Genomic DNA, 16099 nt, shown 5'->3' with positions numbered 1-16099 from the left:
GCCGTCCGAGCGGTCCGGCGGGCTCTAGGAGGGCGGGGCACCTCACGACCTGTCGAGGTACTCGGCCCGCTCCCCCGTGACCCGCTCGGTGATCTCGGCGAGCAGCAAGGGATGACCGGCGAGGGTCGGGTCGGCAGCGACGAGGGCCGCGGCGTCTTCGCGCGCCTGCTCGATGACAGCTGTGTCCCGCACCACGCGCAGCAGCTGGAGCGACGTGGACCTGCCCGACTGGGCAGCCCCGAGGACGTCGCCCTCGCTGCGCATCTCGAGGTCCGCCGCAGCGAGCTCGAAGCCGTCGGTGGTCGAGGCGAGGGTCTTGAGGCGGGTGCTCGCCGGCGCTGCCTCGGCCATCTCAGAGACGAGGAAGCACAGACCTGCGTCGGCGCCACGCCCGACCCGGCCGCGCAGCTGGTGCAGCTGGGAGAGCCCGAAACGGTCGGCGTCGAGCACGACCATCGCTGTCGCGCGAGGCACGTCGACCCCGACCTCGATCACCGTCGTCGAGACGAGCAGGTCCACGTCACCGGCGGTGAAGGCGGCCATCGCCGCCTCTTTCTCGGCAGGGGGCATCTGGCCGTGCAGGATCCCGATCCGCACACCGCGGAGCACCTCGAGGTCGGCGAGCTCCTCGGCCACCTCGAGGACCGCGCGCAGGGGACGGCGGTTCGTCGTGGGGGGCGCGGCTGGCGCGCCAGCTCGCACGTCGAGGCCGAGCGTCCCGTCGTCGGCGCCCGGCTCCTCGGCCCCGTCGGCCTCGTCGGTGTCGCCTGTGATGCGCGGGCACACCACGTAGGCCTGCCGCCCGGCGTCGATCTCCTCCCGGACCTTCGCCCAGGTCCTGGCGATCCACGCCGGCTTCTGCGCCGGGACGACGTGCGTGGTGATCCCCGAGCGGCCAGCCGGGATCTCGCGCAGCGTCGAGGTCTCGAGGTCCCCGAAGACCGTCATCGCCACGGTGCGCGGGATCGGCGTCGCAGTCATGACGAGCAGGTGCGGGACCGTGCGGGCCTTCGCGCGGAGCATGTCGCGCTGCTCGACACCGAAGCGGTGCTGCTCGTCGACGACGACGAGCCCGAGCTCTGCGAACTGGACGCCGGCGCTGAGCAGTGCGTGGGTGCCGACGACGATCCCGGCGGCTCCCGAGGCGGCGTCGAGCAGGTTCTTCTTCTTGACGGCGGCAGGCTGCGACCCGGTGACGAGGGCGACACGGGTGCCGTGGGACGCACCGCCGAGCATGCCACCGGCCGCGAGGTCGCCGAGCAGACCGGAGAGCGTCCGGGCGTGCTGGGCTGCGAGGACCTCGGTCGGGGCCAGGAGCGCGGCCTGCCCGCCGGCGTCGACCACCTGGAGCATGGCCCGCAGGGCGACCACGGTCTTGCCGGAGCCGACCTCACCCTGGAGCAACCTCTGCATGGGGTGCGGGGCAGCGAGCTCGGCCGCGATCTCGGCGCCGACCTCCCGCTGGCCAGCGGTGAGCGTGAACGGCAACGAGGCGTCGAAGTCGCTCAGCAGCGACGGGCCGTCGGTGCGCAGCGGTCGGGCTGTCGCCTCGAGCGCTGCGGCCTCGGAGCGACGCAGCGCGAGGGCGGTCTGCAGGACGAAGGCCTCTTCGTAGCGCAACCTCTTCTGCCCGCGACGCCACTCGTGCTCTTCGGCCGGGACGTGGATGTCGCGGAAGGCCTGGTGCAGGCTCTCCAGCCCGCGACGCTCGAGCACCTCGGCGGGGATCGGGTCGGGGATGTCCGCAGGGGTCAACGGGTCGAGGACGGTCCGGACGGTCTGGTGGAGCTTCCACGTCGGCATGGCGGCGCTGGCCGGGTAGATCGGGGTGAGCAGGCTGGCCTCGACCAGCCCCGCCTCCGCGCTGTCGACGTCGACCCCGTGCAGCAGGTAGTCGGGGTGGGTCAGCTGGCGCTCGTTGCGGTACTCGGAGACGACGCCTGTGAATAACCCGGTGCGGCCAGGCTTGAGGCGCGCCTCGTGGGTGCGCAGCGCACCCTTGTGCTTGGCGAAGAACGTGAGGGAGAGCCTGTCGGTGCCGTCAGAGACCACGGCCTGGAGCATCGCCCCGCCGCGGCTGCGCATCTCGCGGACCGTCGCGCTGACGACCTCGGCGACGACAGTCACGTGCTCCCCGACCACGAGGATCGAGATCTCGGTCATGGTGCCGGGATCGGCGTAGCGCCGCGGGTAGTGACGGAGCAGGTCGCCGGTGGTCTCCAGGCCGAGCTTCGCGAGCGGCGCCGCGGGGCGCTTCCCGAGGAGCCTGTCGAGGCGTTCGTCGAGGCTGAAGGGGCTGTCGATGCTCACTGCTGCTCTGCTCCGATCACGAGGGCGGTCGACCGGCGGCCTGAGGGCAGCACGACGACCTCGACACCGGGCACGAGGTGCTCGGCGCGGGAGACGAGGTCGTCGACCACCTGCCCGGGGACGAGCTCCCCGACGAGGACGGTGAGGACGGTCAGGGCTGGCGAGGACGCGTCGCCGGTCCGGCGGTCCGGCTCAGCCGGCGCGAGGTCAGGACCGGTGGCTGCCGCACCAGCAGCAGGGCCAGGTGCTGCGGAGGCGCTGAGGAGACTGTCGATCCCGTCGCGCACCCGCGCAGGCCGCGAGGCGTCGAGCCGGACGGCGCGGACAGCACCGACGGCGTCGACGACTGGGGCGAGCGCCGCAGCCAGGTCGGCTGGTGGGGCTGGGGTGCCGACGACCCAGGCGGACAGGGCGGCCACCACGTGCAGGTCGCTCGTCGAGCCGACCACGGTCGTCTGCGGGTGCGAGAGATCAGACAGCCCGCCCGCCACGGCCAGGGTCTGCTCGTCGGCCGGCAGCACGACGACGTGCTCGGCGTCGGTCTCGTGGACAGCCCTCAGGAGGTCCGAGCGCTCGATCTCACCGTCGCCGCGCAGCACCACGACGGCCCCCGACCGGGCGAGGTCCATGACCAGTCCCGGCGAGGCCGTGCACGCCACGACACCCACGGGCGCGGAGGTCCCAGCGGCACGGGTCGAGACTGCGGAGACCTGGTGGGACAGGCAGCGGACGACGACCGGGCCGACGTCCCAGCGGTCCAGCACGCGCAGGGCCTCGAGGGGATGGTCGGTGTGGACGTGGACCTGCCAGAGCCCGTGGAGGTCACCTGACGCGTCCGCGACCTCGTGGTCTGCGCCGCCGACCACGACGACTGAGTCACCGACCTGCTGGAGCCCGGACCGCAGCACCGGGGCCACAGCGGCGAGCGCGTCGGAGCCGTCGAGACCGCCGACGCCGTCGGAGACTCCGAGACTGTCGATGCCATCGATGCCATCGATGCCGTCGACACTGCCGGATGGGCGCTCGAGAGCAGCGGGCGCAACCGCAGGGTCTCCCGAGGCGGGCGTCGGCGAGCGTCGCACAGCGTGACGGACGACGCACATGAGCTCGAACTCGCCGTCGACGGCGTGGTGCTCGCCGTGGTTCGTGTGGTTGCTCGTGTTCTCCCGGTTCCCGTGGCCCTCGCGCTCGCGCTCGCCCGGGCGGCCGTCGCGCTCCTGGTCGTCAGGAGACGTCCTGGATCCGTGGAGGTCGTCGCCCCCGGGGGCTCGAGCGCCCGTGCCGCTTCCCGTGCCGGCTGAGGTCCCTGACCCCGCAGGGGCGTCGGCGACGGCCAGAGAGTCCATGAGCACGATCGTGCCGTGCCCCACCGACACGCGGTCGGCCGCGCTCTCCAGGTCCGGACCGAGAGCTGCGGCGAGGGCGTCGAGGACGAGCACGAAGCCGTAGGCCCCGGCGTCGAGCACCCCGGCCGCGCGCAGGACGTCCAGCTCGTCGACGCTCCGCCGGAGCGCCTGAGACGCCCCAGAGCGTGCGCTCTCGACGGTCTGGACGAGGTCTGCACCACCCGCAGCCGCATCGAGGGCCGCGTCTGCCGCACCGCGCGCCGCAGTGAGCATGGTGCCCGGGCGAGGGTCGACCACAGCCGCGACAGCGCGTCGCGCCCCGCGGTCGAGCGCTCGGGCCAGACGGGTCGCGTCGGTCACCGTGCCCGTCGCCCCGGTGCCGGACGGCGCCGCCCCGGCAAGACCACGGAGGAACTCGCTCAAGATCACACCAGAGCTGCCCCGCGCGCCCACGAGGGCACCCCGGGCGAAGGCCTGCAGGACCCGGTCTGCTGACGGAGCGTCCGACGCGGCCGAGGCGACCGCTGCGTCGCGAGCCGCACGGAGGGTGGCGGCGAGGTTGGTCCCGGTGTCGGCGTCGGGCACGGGGAAGACGTTGGCCCTGTCGAGGACGGGACGAGCGCGTTCGAGGACCGCGACGGCCCCGTCCGCCCACCGCAGCACCACCTCGAGACCGACGACGTCACCTGGACGGTCTGTGCTCAGAGGCGCGACCGGACCAGCAGGGCTGGCGTCGCCTGCGGCGTCGCGAGGGCTGGCGTCGTCGCCGGCGGGGTCGCGGAGCCCGTCAGCACCACTGCCTCTCGTGCCCACGCCCCACTCCCCTCTCGACCGTCCGACGTCATATGATGTCGCACATCGTCTCGTGCCACACTGGCCGGGGCCTCAGGGACCGGCTCTCGCAGCCGATCCCGGCAGAGCACGCGGGAACCTCCTGGGAGCCGTGCGTGCTCCTGCGTCCGCAGGCAATTTGGGTAGCGCGTCGAGGATCGGCTACTCTATCGAGGTTGCCCGCACACACCAGGGCATGCGCGAACCGCGACACCACCCTCCCGCAGACCTCTCGAGGCCTCGGCGCGGGTTCACTGCGGCTCCGCATCCACAGACCATTGAAGTCGCCGCACAGCGGCGTGCATGACGATCAGGAGAGACCGTGGCTGCCAACTGCGACGTCTGCGCAAAGAGCCCGAGCTTCGGGCACAGCATCTCGCACTCGCACGTGCGCACGAAGCGCCGCTGGAACCCGAACATCCAGCGTGTTCGCGCAATCGTCAACGGCGCTCCCAAGCGCCTCAACGTGTGCACCTCTTGCCTCAAGGCAGGCAAGGTCACGCGTCACATCTGAGACTCCCCTCGCGGAAGTTCTCTCGCACAGCCCGTCGGACCTCGGTCCGGCGGGCTGTCGGTGTTGGACCACCGAAACCCTTGGCCCTGACGCAGGTGACGTGCGACCCTGGCTGGCATGGACATCGAGCGTGACGACCTGACCATCCGTCCGGCCACGGCGGCCGACGCCCCGGCGATCGCCCGCATCCACGTCGCCTCCTGGCGCGAGGCCTACGCGGGGATCGTCCCGACCGCCTATCTCGAAGGGCTCGACGTCGACGCCCGAGAGCAGTGGTGGGTCGAGCTCCTCGACAGACCGGCGGGCCGGACGCTGGTCTCCGTCCTCGACCAGAGGACCGTGGGATTCGCGCACCTGGGGCCCGCGAGCGACGAGGACGCCGAGCCGGGCGACCTCCAGCTGTACTCGATCTACCTCGACCCCGAGACCTGGGGGCGCGGCGTCGCGCGCGACCTCCTGCGAGCGGTGCTCGACGGAGTCCCCGCGGACTCCGACGTCACCCTGTGGGTCCTCTCCGACAACGAACGGGCCCGCCGCTTCTACAGGCGCCACGGCTTCGAGCCGGACGGCGTCGAGAAGATCGAGGAGATCGGCGGGGCTCCGCTCACCGAGGTGCGCTACCGCCGACGCTGACAGCCCGACGACCGGTGCCCCGGCCTGCACTCTCGAGGCACGACGCACCTCAGTTCCCCAGGTCTCCGGAACTCCAGGTCAAGAGGTCCCGAGGGGTCAGGATCTCTGCGGGTCAGTCTCGCGGGTGCCCATGCCCCGCGAAGTGGTCCCAGCCCTCGTCGCCCTCGGGCGCGGCTCCTTGCACGGTGACGGACGGCGACCGGTCGGCCGTCGCAGCCACGACCCGGCCGATCACCCGGAACTCTGAGGGCAGCTCGGCATCAGGCGGGAACGTCGCGAGCAGCCCGTGGTCTTCTCCGCCTGTCAGGACCCAGCGTGACGGGTCCACGTCGAGCACGCGGCCGGCCTGCGCCAGGGCGGCGAGGTCGGTCTGCAGGGCGAGCGACGGTGGGTCGAGGTCGAGGACGACCCCGCTGGCCCTGGCGATCCGGCCGCCGTCGCGCAGGAGCCCGTCCGAGACGTCGAGCATGGCGGTCGCCCCCGCGAGGCGGGCTCGGGTCCCCGAGCCGATCGGCGGGTCGGGGCGCAGGTAGGCGGCGACGAGGTCGGGGTAGGCGTCGGTCTCCTCGGCGTCCGTCAGCAGGTCCAGCCCGGCGGCAGACCGCCCGAGGACCCCGGCGTGCGCGACGACGTCGCCCGGCCGCGCACCAGACCGCAGCACAGGGTCCCCACCGTCGAGGTCGCCGTGGACCGTGACGGCGACGACGATCGCGTCCCCGCTCGACAGGTCTCCCCCGACGACCCCCGCGCCGTAGGGAGCGCACGCCTCGGCGAGCCCGCGGGCGAGGTCGAGCACCCACTGCACCTCTTCGGTGCGGGGCAGCACGAGCGAGACCACCAAGGAGGTGGGCCGGGCGCCCATCGCGGCGATGTCGGCGAGGTTCTGCACGGCGGCGCGCCACCCGACGTCGTAGCCCGTCGACCAGTCGCGGATGAAGTGGCGGTCCTGGACGAGGACGTCCGTCGAGACGACGAAGCGTCCGTCAGGTGCGGAGATCACCGCAGCGTCGTCGCCGGGGCCCACCAGGGTCGCGGCGGTCGCGGGCAGCAGCGGGAAGATCCGCGCGAGCAGCTGCTCCTCGGCCAGGTCGCAGACACGCTCAGAGTCACTCACGCGGCCACCCTAGCCCAGGCCGGCTCCCGGGCTGACGTCCAGGCAGCGGCACTAGAGTGTCGGGGTGCTCACGAGTCTCCGCCACCGCCGCTCCGGCCTGCAAAGCCCTTCACCCGCGCCTCTGACGCCTGTGGTCCGCCGCCCGTCGGCGCGAGCAGCCCGGCGCACGGTCGCGGCGTCGCTGGGCGTGGCCGCCGTGACGGTCGGCCTGACAGCCTGCACCCCGACGATCAACGTCCCCGCAGGCGTCGATGCCGCGGAACCGATCTGCGCCACGGTCGTGCTCATGCTCCCTGACGAGGTCGGTGGCCAGAGCAAGGTGCGGGCGTCGAGCCAGGCGACGGCGGCCTGGGGTGAGCCCGGACGCGCGATCACGCTGCGCTGCGGCGTCGAGCCGCCGGCCCCGACCACGCAGGACTGCCAGTCGGTCGACCCCGGCATCCCCGGGCTCGGCACCTTCGACTGGATCACCACCCAGGACGACAACGGCTGGACCTTCACCACCTACGGCCGCGAGCCCGCAGTCTCCGTCCAGGTGCCCACAGAGCTCGGCGGCAGCCAGCCGACGGCGTCGCTCATCGACGTCGCCCGAGCCGTCTCCGAGATCCCCACCACCTCCCACGCCTGCCGCTGACGCCCGCCCGGCGAGCGGCAGCGGCAGCGGCAGCGGCAGCGGCAGCGGCAGCGGCAGCGGCAGCGGCAGCGGCAGCGGCAGCGGCAGCGGCAGCGGCAGCGAGATCGTGATGTCGGAGCGGGATCGACCCTTGCAGGTCACGATCTCGCTCCGAAGTCACGATCTCGACAGTCGGCCGACTACCCCGGCCGTCGGTCAGCAGACAGGCGGCCGACCGCTGACAGTCAGCGCAGGCCGGTCTCGCGCTCGAGGGCGAGCTCGACGAGCTCGGTGATGAGGTCCGCGTAGCCGATCCCGCTCTTCTCCCACATCCGCGGGTACATCGAGAAGGGCGTGAAGCCGGGCATCGTGTTGATCTCGTTGACGATGACCTCGCCGGCCTCCGTGACGAACACGTCGACCCTGGACAGCCCCTCACCGGAGACCGCCTCGAAGGTGCGGATCGCGACGTCCTGGACCTGGGCCACGAGCTCAGGGCTGAGGTCCGCCGGGCAGCTGAGCTCGACGCTCTGCTCGCTGAGGTACTTCGCCTCGAAGTCGTAGAAGGCGTGAGCCTCGTCGGTCACCTGGATCTCACCGGGCAGCGAGGCGCGGGCACGCTCGCCGCGGCGTCCACCGAGGACGGCGCACTCGATCTCGCGGCCGACGATCCCGGCCTCGACGATCACCTTCGGGTCGTGCCGACGCGCCTCCGCGACGGCCGCAGGCAGGTCGGCGAGGTCGTCGACCTTGCTGATGCCCAGGCTCGACCCGGCACGGGCAGGCTTGACGAAGACCGGCAGCCCGAGGTCTGCGACGCGCGCTGTCGCACCCTGCTCGTCACGGTCCCACTCACCCGGTGCGATCACCGTGTACGGACCGACGGGAAGCCCCTGTCCGGCGAGCACGAGCTTCATGAAGTGCTTGTCCATGCCGACGGCCGAGGCGAGGACGCCTGCACCGACGTAGCGGACGTCGGCGAGCTCGAGCATGCCCTGGAGGGTGCCGTCCTCGCCGAAGGGCCCGTGCAGCAGCGGGAAGACGACGTCGACGTCTCCGAGGATGCGTGGCATCTCACCGGCCTCGAGGACGCGCAGGGCGTTCTGCCCCACGGCGAGCGGCAGCAGCACCTCGGTGCCCGTCGCGTCGACCTCGGGCAGACGGCCCTCGGTGATGGCCCAGCGGTCGGGGTCGTCCTCGACGAGCACCCACTGACCGGTGCGCGTGATGCCGACCGGGACCACGTCGAAACGGTCGCGGTCGATCGCCCGCATGACGCCGGCAGCTGTCGCGCACGAGATGACGTGCTCTCCGGAGCGTCCGCCGAAGAGCAGGACCACGCGAGGGCGGCCGACGGTCTCGCCGGGTGCGACCGGGGCCACCGCGCCGAGAGCAGGGGTGGGGGTCTGGGATTCTGAGACTGTAGCCATCGCGTGCGACTTTACCGGAGGTGACGGCTTAGTCTCGGACGCATGGACGACGCGTCGACGACCCCTGAGCCCACCTCTCCCCGCACCGGCCACGGCCCGGTCTCACCCGCGACGGTCGCCGTCACGGCCGGGCGCCCGCCCCGGGTCCAGGGCGGGCCCGTCAACCCCCCTGTCGTGCTGTCCTCGACCTACGTCTCGGCCGGCGTCCCCTCCCCCGAGGACAAGCTCTACACCCGGTCCGGCACCGAGACCTGGGAGCCCTTCGAGGACGCTCTCGCCCAGCTCGAGGGGGCCACGCAGAGCGGTGTGGTCTTCGCATCCGGCATGGCGGCGATCGCCTCGGTCCTCGCGATGGTCCCGGACGGCGGCACGGTCGTCGTCCCGCAGCACGCGTACCAGGTGACCCTCGGGTTTGTCGACGACATGGCGCAGCGGCACAGGGTCACGGTCCGTCGGGTCGACATCGCGGACACCGAGGCGTCGGCCGCTGCCTTCGCCGGGGCCGACCTCGTGTGGATCGAGTCTCCGACCAACCCCATGCTCGAGGTCGCCGACCTGCCGGTCCTCGTCGACGCGGCCCACCGCGCCGGGGCTCTCGTCGCGGTCGACAACACCTTCGCGACGCCGCTGGTCCAGCGGCCGCTCGAGTCTGGCGCCGATCTCGTGGTGCACTCGGTGACCAAGTACCTCGCCGGACACTCCGACGTGGTCCTCGGGGCCGTCGTCACCAGCTCGGAGCACCTGGAGCGCTCGGTGCGTGCCTACCGCACGCTGCACGGTGCGATCGCCGGCCCGTGGGAGGTGTGGCTCGCGCTGCGCGGCATGCGCACCCTCGCGCTGCGGGTCGAGCGTGCCCAGGCGAACGCCGCCGAGATCGCCCTGCGCCTCTCCGCGCACCCGGGCGTCGCGCAGGTCCGGCACCCGTCCCTGCCGGACGACCCGGGCCACGAGGTCGCGACCCGGGTCATGGACGGCTACGGCGCGATCATCGGTCTGCGGCCCGTCGGCGGTATCGAGGCGGCCGATGCTGTGGTCGACGCCCTCGACCTGTGGGTCCCCGCGACGAGCCTCGGTGGGGTCGAGTCGACCCTCGAGCGTCGCCGCCGCTTCTCGACCGAGTCCCTGACGGTCCCGGAGGACCTGCTCCGCCTGAGCGTCGGGATCGAAGACGTCGAGGACCTCTGGGCCGACCTGGACCGTGCGCTGCGCCTCGTCACCGGAGCCTGAACGGCCTCGGCGGCTGGTCCCTGCGGCGGCTGTGCGCGCAGGGCACCAGCCGCGGCTCCTGCTCGGTCACGAGCCTGCCGCCGTCGGAGCTCAGCCGCCGGGACAGCGTGGTCGGCTACGAGCTGGTGGGTCACGAGCCTGCAGCAGTCACGCGTCTCCGCGCACGCCCTCGGAGCGCTGGGGGCGTGCGAGCAGCCCGCGGGCGATGTCGTCCACGGGCAGACCACCGTGCAGCACCCCGACGACGGCCTCGGTGATCGGCATCTCGACACCGACAGACCGGGCGAGCTCGAGGACCGAGCGGCACGACTTCACACCCTCGGCGGTCCCGCCCGTCGCGGTGATCGCGTCGTCGAGGGTCATGCCCTGGCCCACGTGCTTGCCGAGCGTGTGGTTGCGTGACGAGGGTGAGGCGCACGTCGCCATGAGGTCGCCCATCCCGGCGAGCCCGGGGAAGGTCTCCGCGTCGGCTCCGAGCGCGAGGCCCAGGCGGCTGATCTCGGCGAGGCCACGCGTGATGACCGTCGCCGTGGTGTTGTAGCCGAAGCCGCGGCCCTGGGCCATGCCCACGGCGAGCGCGATGACGTTCTTGACAGCGCCGCAGAGCTCGACACCGACGACGTCGGCGTTGGTGTACGGCCTGAAGTAGCCGGAGGAGCAGGCCTTCGCGACGAGTGCCGCGGTCTGCGGGTCGGAGGAGGACACGACAGTCGCCGTCGGCTGACGACGCGCGATCTCGCCTGCGAGGTTGGGCCCAGAGACGACGGCGACCCGGCTGGCGTCGATCGCGAGGGCCTCGGCGACCACCTCGCTCATGCGACGGTCTGTGCTGAGCTCGACGCCCTTCATGAGGGAGACCGCGACGGCGGTCGGCGGCACGAGGTCGCGCAGGGGTTCGAGGGTCGCGCGAGCGCTCTGCGACGGGATGGCGACGACCACGAGGTCGACCCCGTCGAGGGCCGCGGCGACGTCTGTCGTCGCGGAGATCGACTCGGGCAGCACGACGCCCGGCAGGTACTTCCCGTTGACGTGCTCGGTCGTGATCTGCTGCGCGACGTCGGCGTTGCGGCCCCACAGACGCACCGTGCAGCCCGCGTCGGCGAGCACCTGCGCGAAGGTGGTCCCCCAGGCACCCGAGCCGAGGACCGCGGCGATCACCTGCGTCCCTCGTCGGTCGTGGGCTGGTCGGGCTCGGAGACGTCGGAGGTGCCGTCGACCGGCTCGTCGCCAGGACCGGTGCTGCGGCCGGTCCCCTCGACGGGCAAGGTGCCTCCCGTCGGCTCGACGTCTGGGACGAGCTCGCTCGTGGCCTGCTCAGCGTCCGCGACCGTCCCCGGAGCGGCGTCAATGTCGGGCTCCCCAGCCGGGACCTCCGCCGAAGCAGCGGCAGCGGCCTGCTGGGCGCGGGCCGCCTTGCGCATGTCGTAGCGGACTGCAGGGGCCTTCTCGCCGCGGATCTCCTCGAGCAGGGCCGTGATGGCGGCCATGATGCGCTCGGTGGCCTCCGTGAGGACGGCGGCGTCCTGGGGGCGGTCGAGGAGGTCGGAGAGGTCGACAGGCGGTCCAGCGTGGACCGAGACCTTCTTGCGCGGGAAGGGGTGCAGACGCTTGGAGTACTGCGGGAGGATCAGCTGCGGTCCCCACTGGGCGACCGGGATCACCGGGACGCCGCTGCTGAGCGCGAGGCGGGCCGCCCCGGTCTTGCCGACCATCGGCCACAGGTCCGGGTCGCGGGTGAGGGTTCCCTCGGGGAACACGGCGACGCACTCCCCCGACTCGAGCTGGCGGACCGCGTCGGCGAGCGAGGACGCGGCTCCTGCGGTCCCCCGGTGCACGGGGATCATGCCTGTGCGGACCAGGACACCCTTGAGCACGGGGACCTTCCACAGGGACGCCTTCGCGAGGATCCGCGGCGGGCGGGACGAGTCGTAGAGGAAGTGCGCGAAGGTCAGGGGGTCGAGATTCGTGATGTGGTTGGCCACGGCGAGGTATCCGCCTGTCGTCGGCAGGTGCTCGGTGCCCTGCCAGTCCTTGACGCCCATCGCCACCAGGACGGGCTTGAGGATCCCGGCGGCCAACCTGTACGTGAAGGACCTGCCACTGCCTGTGGACGTGCTCGACTCAGATGTCACCGGGCAAGGCTACCGCCAGGGGTCGGCTGCGTCCCGCACGCGGTCGCGCGTTCACGCGTTCACGCGTTCACGCGTTCACGCGTTCACGCGTTCACGCGTTCACGCGGACACGATGCCGCGAGGGCTTGAGGCCACCAGGGCCCAAGGCCCAGGGCCGACCCGGCATCAGACGCACGACGCCCCGCGACCGTCGAGGGACGGTGCGGGGCGTCGTGCGCGGTGGCACCCGAGCGGCGCCAGGCCGGGTCGGTCAGCCAGAGCGTCGCGAGGCTGCCTCGGTCAGCTGCGGGAGAACTCCGCACCGAGGGCCTCGAGCTTCTCGGTGAAGCGCTCGTAGCCACGGTCGATGAGCGTGATGCCACGGACCTTGGAGGTGCCCTTCGCGGCGAGCGCGGCGATGAGGTGGCTGAAGCCTCCACGGAGGTCGGGGACCTCGATCTCGGCCGCGGCGAGCGGGGTCGGACCGGAGATCACGGCGGAGTGGTAGAAGTTGCGCTGGCCGAAGCGGCACGGCCGCCCGCCGAGGCACTCCTTGTACACCTGGATGTTGGCGCCCATGCCCCGCAGGGCGTCGGTGAAGCCGAAACGGTTCTCGTAGACCGTCTCGTGGACGATCGACAGCCCGGTGGCCTGGGTGAGCGCCACGACGAGCGGCTGCTGCCAGTCGGTCATGAACCCGGGGTGCACGTCGGTCTCGAGGACGATCGACTTGAGCTCGCCGCCCGGGTGGTAGAACCGGATGCCGTCGTCCTCAACCTCGAACTCGCCGCCGACCTTGCGGAAGGTGTTGAGGAAGGCCGTCATCTCGGGCTGCGTCGCGCCCTTGACGAAGATGTCACCCTGCGTGGCGAGCGCGGCCGAGGCCCACGACGACGCCTCGATACGGTCTCCGAGGGCTGTGTGGCGGTAGCCAGACAGCTTGGCGACGCCCTCGATGCGGATCACGCGGTCGGTGTCGACCGAGATGATCGCGCCCATCTTCTGCAGGACGTTGATGAGGTCCATGATCTCGGGCTCGATGGCCGCGTTCGAGAGCTCGGTGATGCCCTCCGCGCGCACGGCGGTGAGCAGCAGCTGCTCGGTCGCCCCCACGCTCGGGTAGGGCAGCGAGATCTTGGTGCCGCGCAGACCGTTCGGGGCGGTGAGGTGGATACCCTGCTCGCGCTTGTCCACCTGGGCGCCGAACTGCCGCAGGATGTCGAGGTGGTAGTTGATCGGCCTGTCACCGATGCGGCAGCCGCCGAGGTCGGGGATGAAGGCCTCGCCGAGCCTGTGCAGCAGCGGGCCGCAGAAGAGGATGGGGATCCGGCTCGACCCGGCGTGCGCGTCGATGTCGGCCACGTGGGCGGACTCGACGTTGCTCGGGTCGAGGCGCAGCACGCCTGCGGGTACGTCGTAGTCGACCGAGACACCGTGCAGCTCGAGGAGACCGGAGACGACCTTGACGTCGCGGATCTCGGGCACGTTGCGCAGCTCGCTCGGGCCCTCGCCCAGGAGCGAGGCGACCATGGCCTTGGAGACGAAGTTCTTCGCACCGCGCACGGTGATGGTGCCGTTCAGCGGGTTCCCGCCGTCGACGGAGAGCAGATCTGTCATGACGCTATGGTCGCCTATCGTTCGGCACTGCTCCTAACGGAGCGGTGGACATGCACGGTGTCTTCACTCAACCGGACGCTGCGTCTGACGGTCCGCCTGGCGATCCGTCGCGCGCGCCGGGGCCGCGGGGCACGGCGGTGCACAGCGCCCACGTCGTGCAACACGACGGAGGGGCCACCTGTTCCTCCAGGTGACCCCTCCGTGGTGATCGTCCGGGCGCTCGCCCGCGGCTCTCGTCAGGAGACGGGACGAGCCGCCTCGATCTCGACGGGCGGCAGGTGCTTGGCCGGCAGCGTCTTCGGACGCCACGCGGCGCGCGACGCCTCGAACTCGGTGATCTCGGCCTCGTGCTGGAGGGTCAGGCCGATGTCGTCGAGGCCCTCCATGAGGCGCCAGCGGGTGTAGTCGTCGACCTGGAAGGGCACGACCACGTCATCGGCGGACGCTGTCCGGTCGACGAGGTTGACGGTCACCTCGGTGCCCGGCTTGGTCTCGAGGACCTTCCAGAGCAGCTCGATGTCTTCCTGGGCGAGCTGCGCGGCGAGCAGACCCTGCTTGCCGGAGTTGCCGCGGAAGATGTCGGCGAAGCGTGCGGACAGCACGGCCTTGAAGCCGTAGTCCTTGAGCGCCCACACGGCGTGCTCACGCGACGAGCCCGTGCCGAAGTCCGGACCGGCCACGAGGACGGAGCCGCTCGTGTACGCGGGCTGGTTGAGGACGAAGGACTCGTCACCGCGCCAGGCGGCGAAGAGCGCATCCTCGAAGCCCGTGCGGGTCACACGCTTGAGGTAGACGGCGGGGATGATCTGGTCGGTGTCGACGTTGCTGCGGCGCAGCGGGACGCCCACACCTGTGTGCGTTGCGAACTTCTCCATGATGACTCCAGAAACCTTCGGGGCGGTCAGGCGGGCTGCAGGGCGTCGGCGCCGGCCGCGTCCTGGGCGAGGTCGGACGGCGAGGACAGCGTCCCGCGGATCGCGGTGGCTGCCGCGACGAGCGGCGAGACGAGGTGCGTGCGTCCGCCCTTGCCCTGACGACCCTCGAAGTTGCGGTTGGAGGTCGACGCAGAACGCTCTCCGGGGGCCAGCTGGTCCGGGTTCATGCCCAGGCACATCGAGCAGCCGGCGTTGCGCCACTCCGCACCGAAGTCGAGGAACACCTTGTCCAGGCCCTCGGCCTCGGCCTGCAGGCGCACGCGCGCCGAGCCGGGGACGACGAGCACGCGGAGCGTGTCGGCCTTCTTCTTGCCCTCGATGATCTCGGCGACGGCACGCAGGTCTTCGATGCGCCCGTTGGTGCACGAGCCGATGAACACCGTGTCGATCGCGATGTCGCGCAGCGGGGTCCCGGGGTTGAGGCCCATGTACTCGATCGCGCGCTCGGCGGTGACGCGCTCGTTCTCGTCGGCGATCTCGGACGGGACAGGCACGTTGGCCGAGAGCGGGAGGCCCTGGCCGGGGTTCGTGCCCCAGGTGACGAAGGGCTCGAGGTCGGCGGCCTCGAGAACCACCTCGGTGTCGAAGGTCGCGTCGTCGTCGGTGCGCAGGGTCTTCCAGTACTCGACAGCAGCGTCCCAGTCGGCGCCCTCAGGGGCGTGGGGGCGGCCCTTGAGGTACTCGAAGGTGGTCTCGTCGGGGGCGATCATGCCGGCGCGGGCGCCTGCCTCGATCGACATGTTGCAGATGGTCATGCGGCCCTCCATCGAGAGGGACCGGATGGCCTCGCCGCGGTACTCGAGCACGTAGCCCTGCCCGCCGCCGGTGCCGATCTTCGCGATGACCGCGAGGATGATGTCCTTCGCCGTGCTGCCCTCGGGCAGCGAGCCGTCCACGGTGATCGCCATCGTCTTGAACGGTGCGAGCGGGAGGGTCTGCGTGGCGAGGACGTGCTCGACCTCGCTCGTGCCGATGCCGAAGGCGAGTGCACCGAAGGCGCCGTGCGTCGAGGTGTGCGAGTCCCCGCAGACCACGGTGAGGCCGGGCATGGTCAGCCCGAGCTGGGGGCCGACCACGTGCACGATCCCCTGGTCGGCGTCGCCGAGCGAGTGGATGCGGACGCCGAACTCCTTCGCGTTGTTGCGCAGGGTCTGGATCTGCGTGCGGCTCGTGAGGTCCGCGATCGGCAGGTCGATGTTCAGCGTCGGGGTGTTGTGGTCCTCGGTCGCGATCGTGAGGTCCGGGCGACGGACCGGACGCCCGGCGAGACGCAGACCCTCGAAGGCCTGCGGGCTCGTGACCTCGTGGACGAGGTGCAGGTCGATGTAGAGGAGGTCAGGCGCTCCATCGCTTCCTCGACGCACCAGATGGGCGTCCCAAACCTTCTCCGCCAGCGTGCCGGCCATCACAGTTCCTCT

Annotated in this window: 13 protein-coding genes; 4 read left to right on the top strand and 9 right to left on the bottom strand. The window is 71.7% G+C overall.

The annotated features are described in order from the left end of the window. Positions 1 to 42 precede the first annotated feature (42 nt). Positions 43 to 2310 carry an ATP-dependent DNA helicase RecG gene (locus ASG53_RS07725; RefSeq protein ID WP_056131126.1) on the bottom strand — a complete coding sequence of 756 codons (2268 nt, stop codon included), beginning with the start codon at positions 2308 to 2310 and terminating at the stop codon, positions 43 to 45. Beyond that, positions 2307 to 4469, bottom strand: coding sequence for a DAK2 domain-containing protein (locus ASG53_RS07720; RefSeq protein WP_056131123.1), 2163 nt, complete (start codon positions 4467 to 4469; stop codon positions 2307 to 2309). The genes ASG53_RS07725 and ASG53_RS07720 overlap by 4 nt, the downstream gene beginning before the upstream one ends. A gap of 340 nt (positions 4470 to 4809) precedes the next feature. Between ASG53_RS07720 and rpmB the strand changes: the two genes are divergently transcribed. Then, a complete protein-coding gene (gene rpmB / locus ASG53_RS07715) occupies positions 4810 to 5001 on the top strand; it encodes a 50S ribosomal protein L28 (protein ID WP_056131119.1) in 192 nt (63 codons plus the stop codon). A 117-nt stretch (positions 5002 to 5118) separates the two neighbouring features. After that, complete coding sequence (locus ASG53_RS07710; RefSeq protein WP_056131117.1) at positions 5119 to 5634, top strand: GNAT family N-acetyltransferase; 516 nt, start codon at positions 5119 to 5121, stop codon at positions 5632 to 5634. A gap of 112 nt (positions 5635 to 5746) precedes the next feature. On the opposite strand, the gene ASG53_RS07705 is transcribed toward ASG53_RS07710, so the two are convergent. Beyond that, positions 5747 to 6748 (bottom strand): thiamine-phosphate kinase, encoded by a 1002-nt coding sequence (locus ASG53_RS07705; RefSeq protein WP_056131113.1) that lies wholly within the window; start codon positions 6746 to 6748, stop codon positions 5747 to 5749. 64 nt (positions 6749 to 6812) lie between these two features. Between ASG53_RS07705 and ASG53_RS07700 the strand changes: the two genes are divergently transcribed. Next, the gene (locus ASG53_RS07700; protein ID WP_235533869.1) at positions 6813 to 7382 is read left to right on the top strand and encodes a DUF3515 family protein; all 570 of its coding nucleotides are present in this window, start codon (positions 6813 to 6815) and stop codon (positions 7380 to 7382) included. A gap of 224 nt (positions 7383 to 7606) precedes the next feature. On the opposite strand, the gene ASG53_RS07695 is transcribed toward ASG53_RS07700, so the two are convergent. Next, the gene (locus ASG53_RS07695) at positions 7607 to 8791 is read right to left on the bottom strand and encodes a D-alanine--D-alanine ligase family protein (RefSeq protein WP_056131112.1); all 1185 of its coding nucleotides are present in this window, start codon (positions 8789 to 8791) and stop codon (positions 7607 to 7609) included. Positions 8792 to 8833: 42 nt separating this feature from the next. Here ASG53_RS07695 and ASG53_RS07690 point away from each other — a divergent pair, with 42 nt between their 5' ends. After that, a complete protein-coding gene (locus ASG53_RS07690) occupies positions 8834 to 10018 on the top strand; it encodes a trans-sulfuration enzyme family protein (protein WP_056131108.1) in 1185 nt (394 codons plus the stop codon). Between the two features lie 147 nt (positions 10019 to 10165). Here the strand turns inward: ASG53_RS07690 and ASG53_RS07685 are convergent, their stop codons facing one another. The 5 genes from ASG53_RS07685 to leuC all read right to left on the bottom strand — a co-directional run bounded on the left by ASG53_RS07685 (position 10166) and on the right by leuC (position 16087). Then, positions 10166 to 11176 carry an NAD(P)H-dependent glycerol-3-phosphate dehydrogenase gene (locus ASG53_RS07685; RefSeq protein WP_056131105.1) on the bottom strand — a complete coding sequence of 337 codons (1011 nt, stop codon included), beginning with the start codon at positions 11174 to 11176 and terminating at the stop codon, positions 10166 to 10168. Then, complete coding sequence (locus ASG53_RS07680; RefSeq protein WP_082543906.1) at positions 11173 to 12150, bottom strand: lysophospholipid acyltransferase family protein; 978 nt, start codon at positions 12148 to 12150, stop codon at positions 11173 to 11175. The genes ASG53_RS07685 and ASG53_RS07680 overlap by 4 nt, the downstream gene beginning before the upstream one ends. A 279-nt stretch (positions 12151 to 12429) precedes the next feature. Further along, entirely contained in the window at positions 12430 to 13746 is a 1317-nt protein-coding gene (murA, locus tag ASG53_RS07675; protein WP_056131103.1) for a UDP-N-acetylglucosamine 1-carboxyvinyltransferase, read from the bottom strand. A gap of 236 nt (positions 13747 to 13982) precedes the next feature. After that, positions 13983 to 14621, bottom strand: coding sequence for a 3-isopropylmalate dehydratase small subunit (gene leuD, locus ASG53_RS07670; RefSeq protein ID WP_056131100.1), 639 nt, complete (start codon positions 14619 to 14621; stop codon positions 13983 to 13985). 26 nt (positions 14622 to 14647) lie between these two features. Beyond that, positions 14648 to 16087, bottom strand: a complete 1440-nt coding sequence (gene leuC / locus ASG53_RS07665; RefSeq protein ID WP_056131097.1) for a 3-isopropylmalate dehydratase large subunit — start codon at positions 16085 to 16087, stop codon at positions 14648 to 14650. Positions 16088 to 16099 lie beyond the last annotated feature (12 nt).

The organism is Sanguibacter sp. Leaf3 (genome assembly GCF_001425965.1).
In the GTDB taxonomy this organism is placed as follows: domain Bacteria; phylum Actinomycetota; class Actinomycetes; order Actinomycetales; family Cellulomonadaceae; genus Sanguibacter; species Sanguibacter inulinus.
The sequence above is the reverse complement of the archived record's forward strand: the minus strand, read 5'-3'. Positions and strand labels throughout refer to the sequence as shown.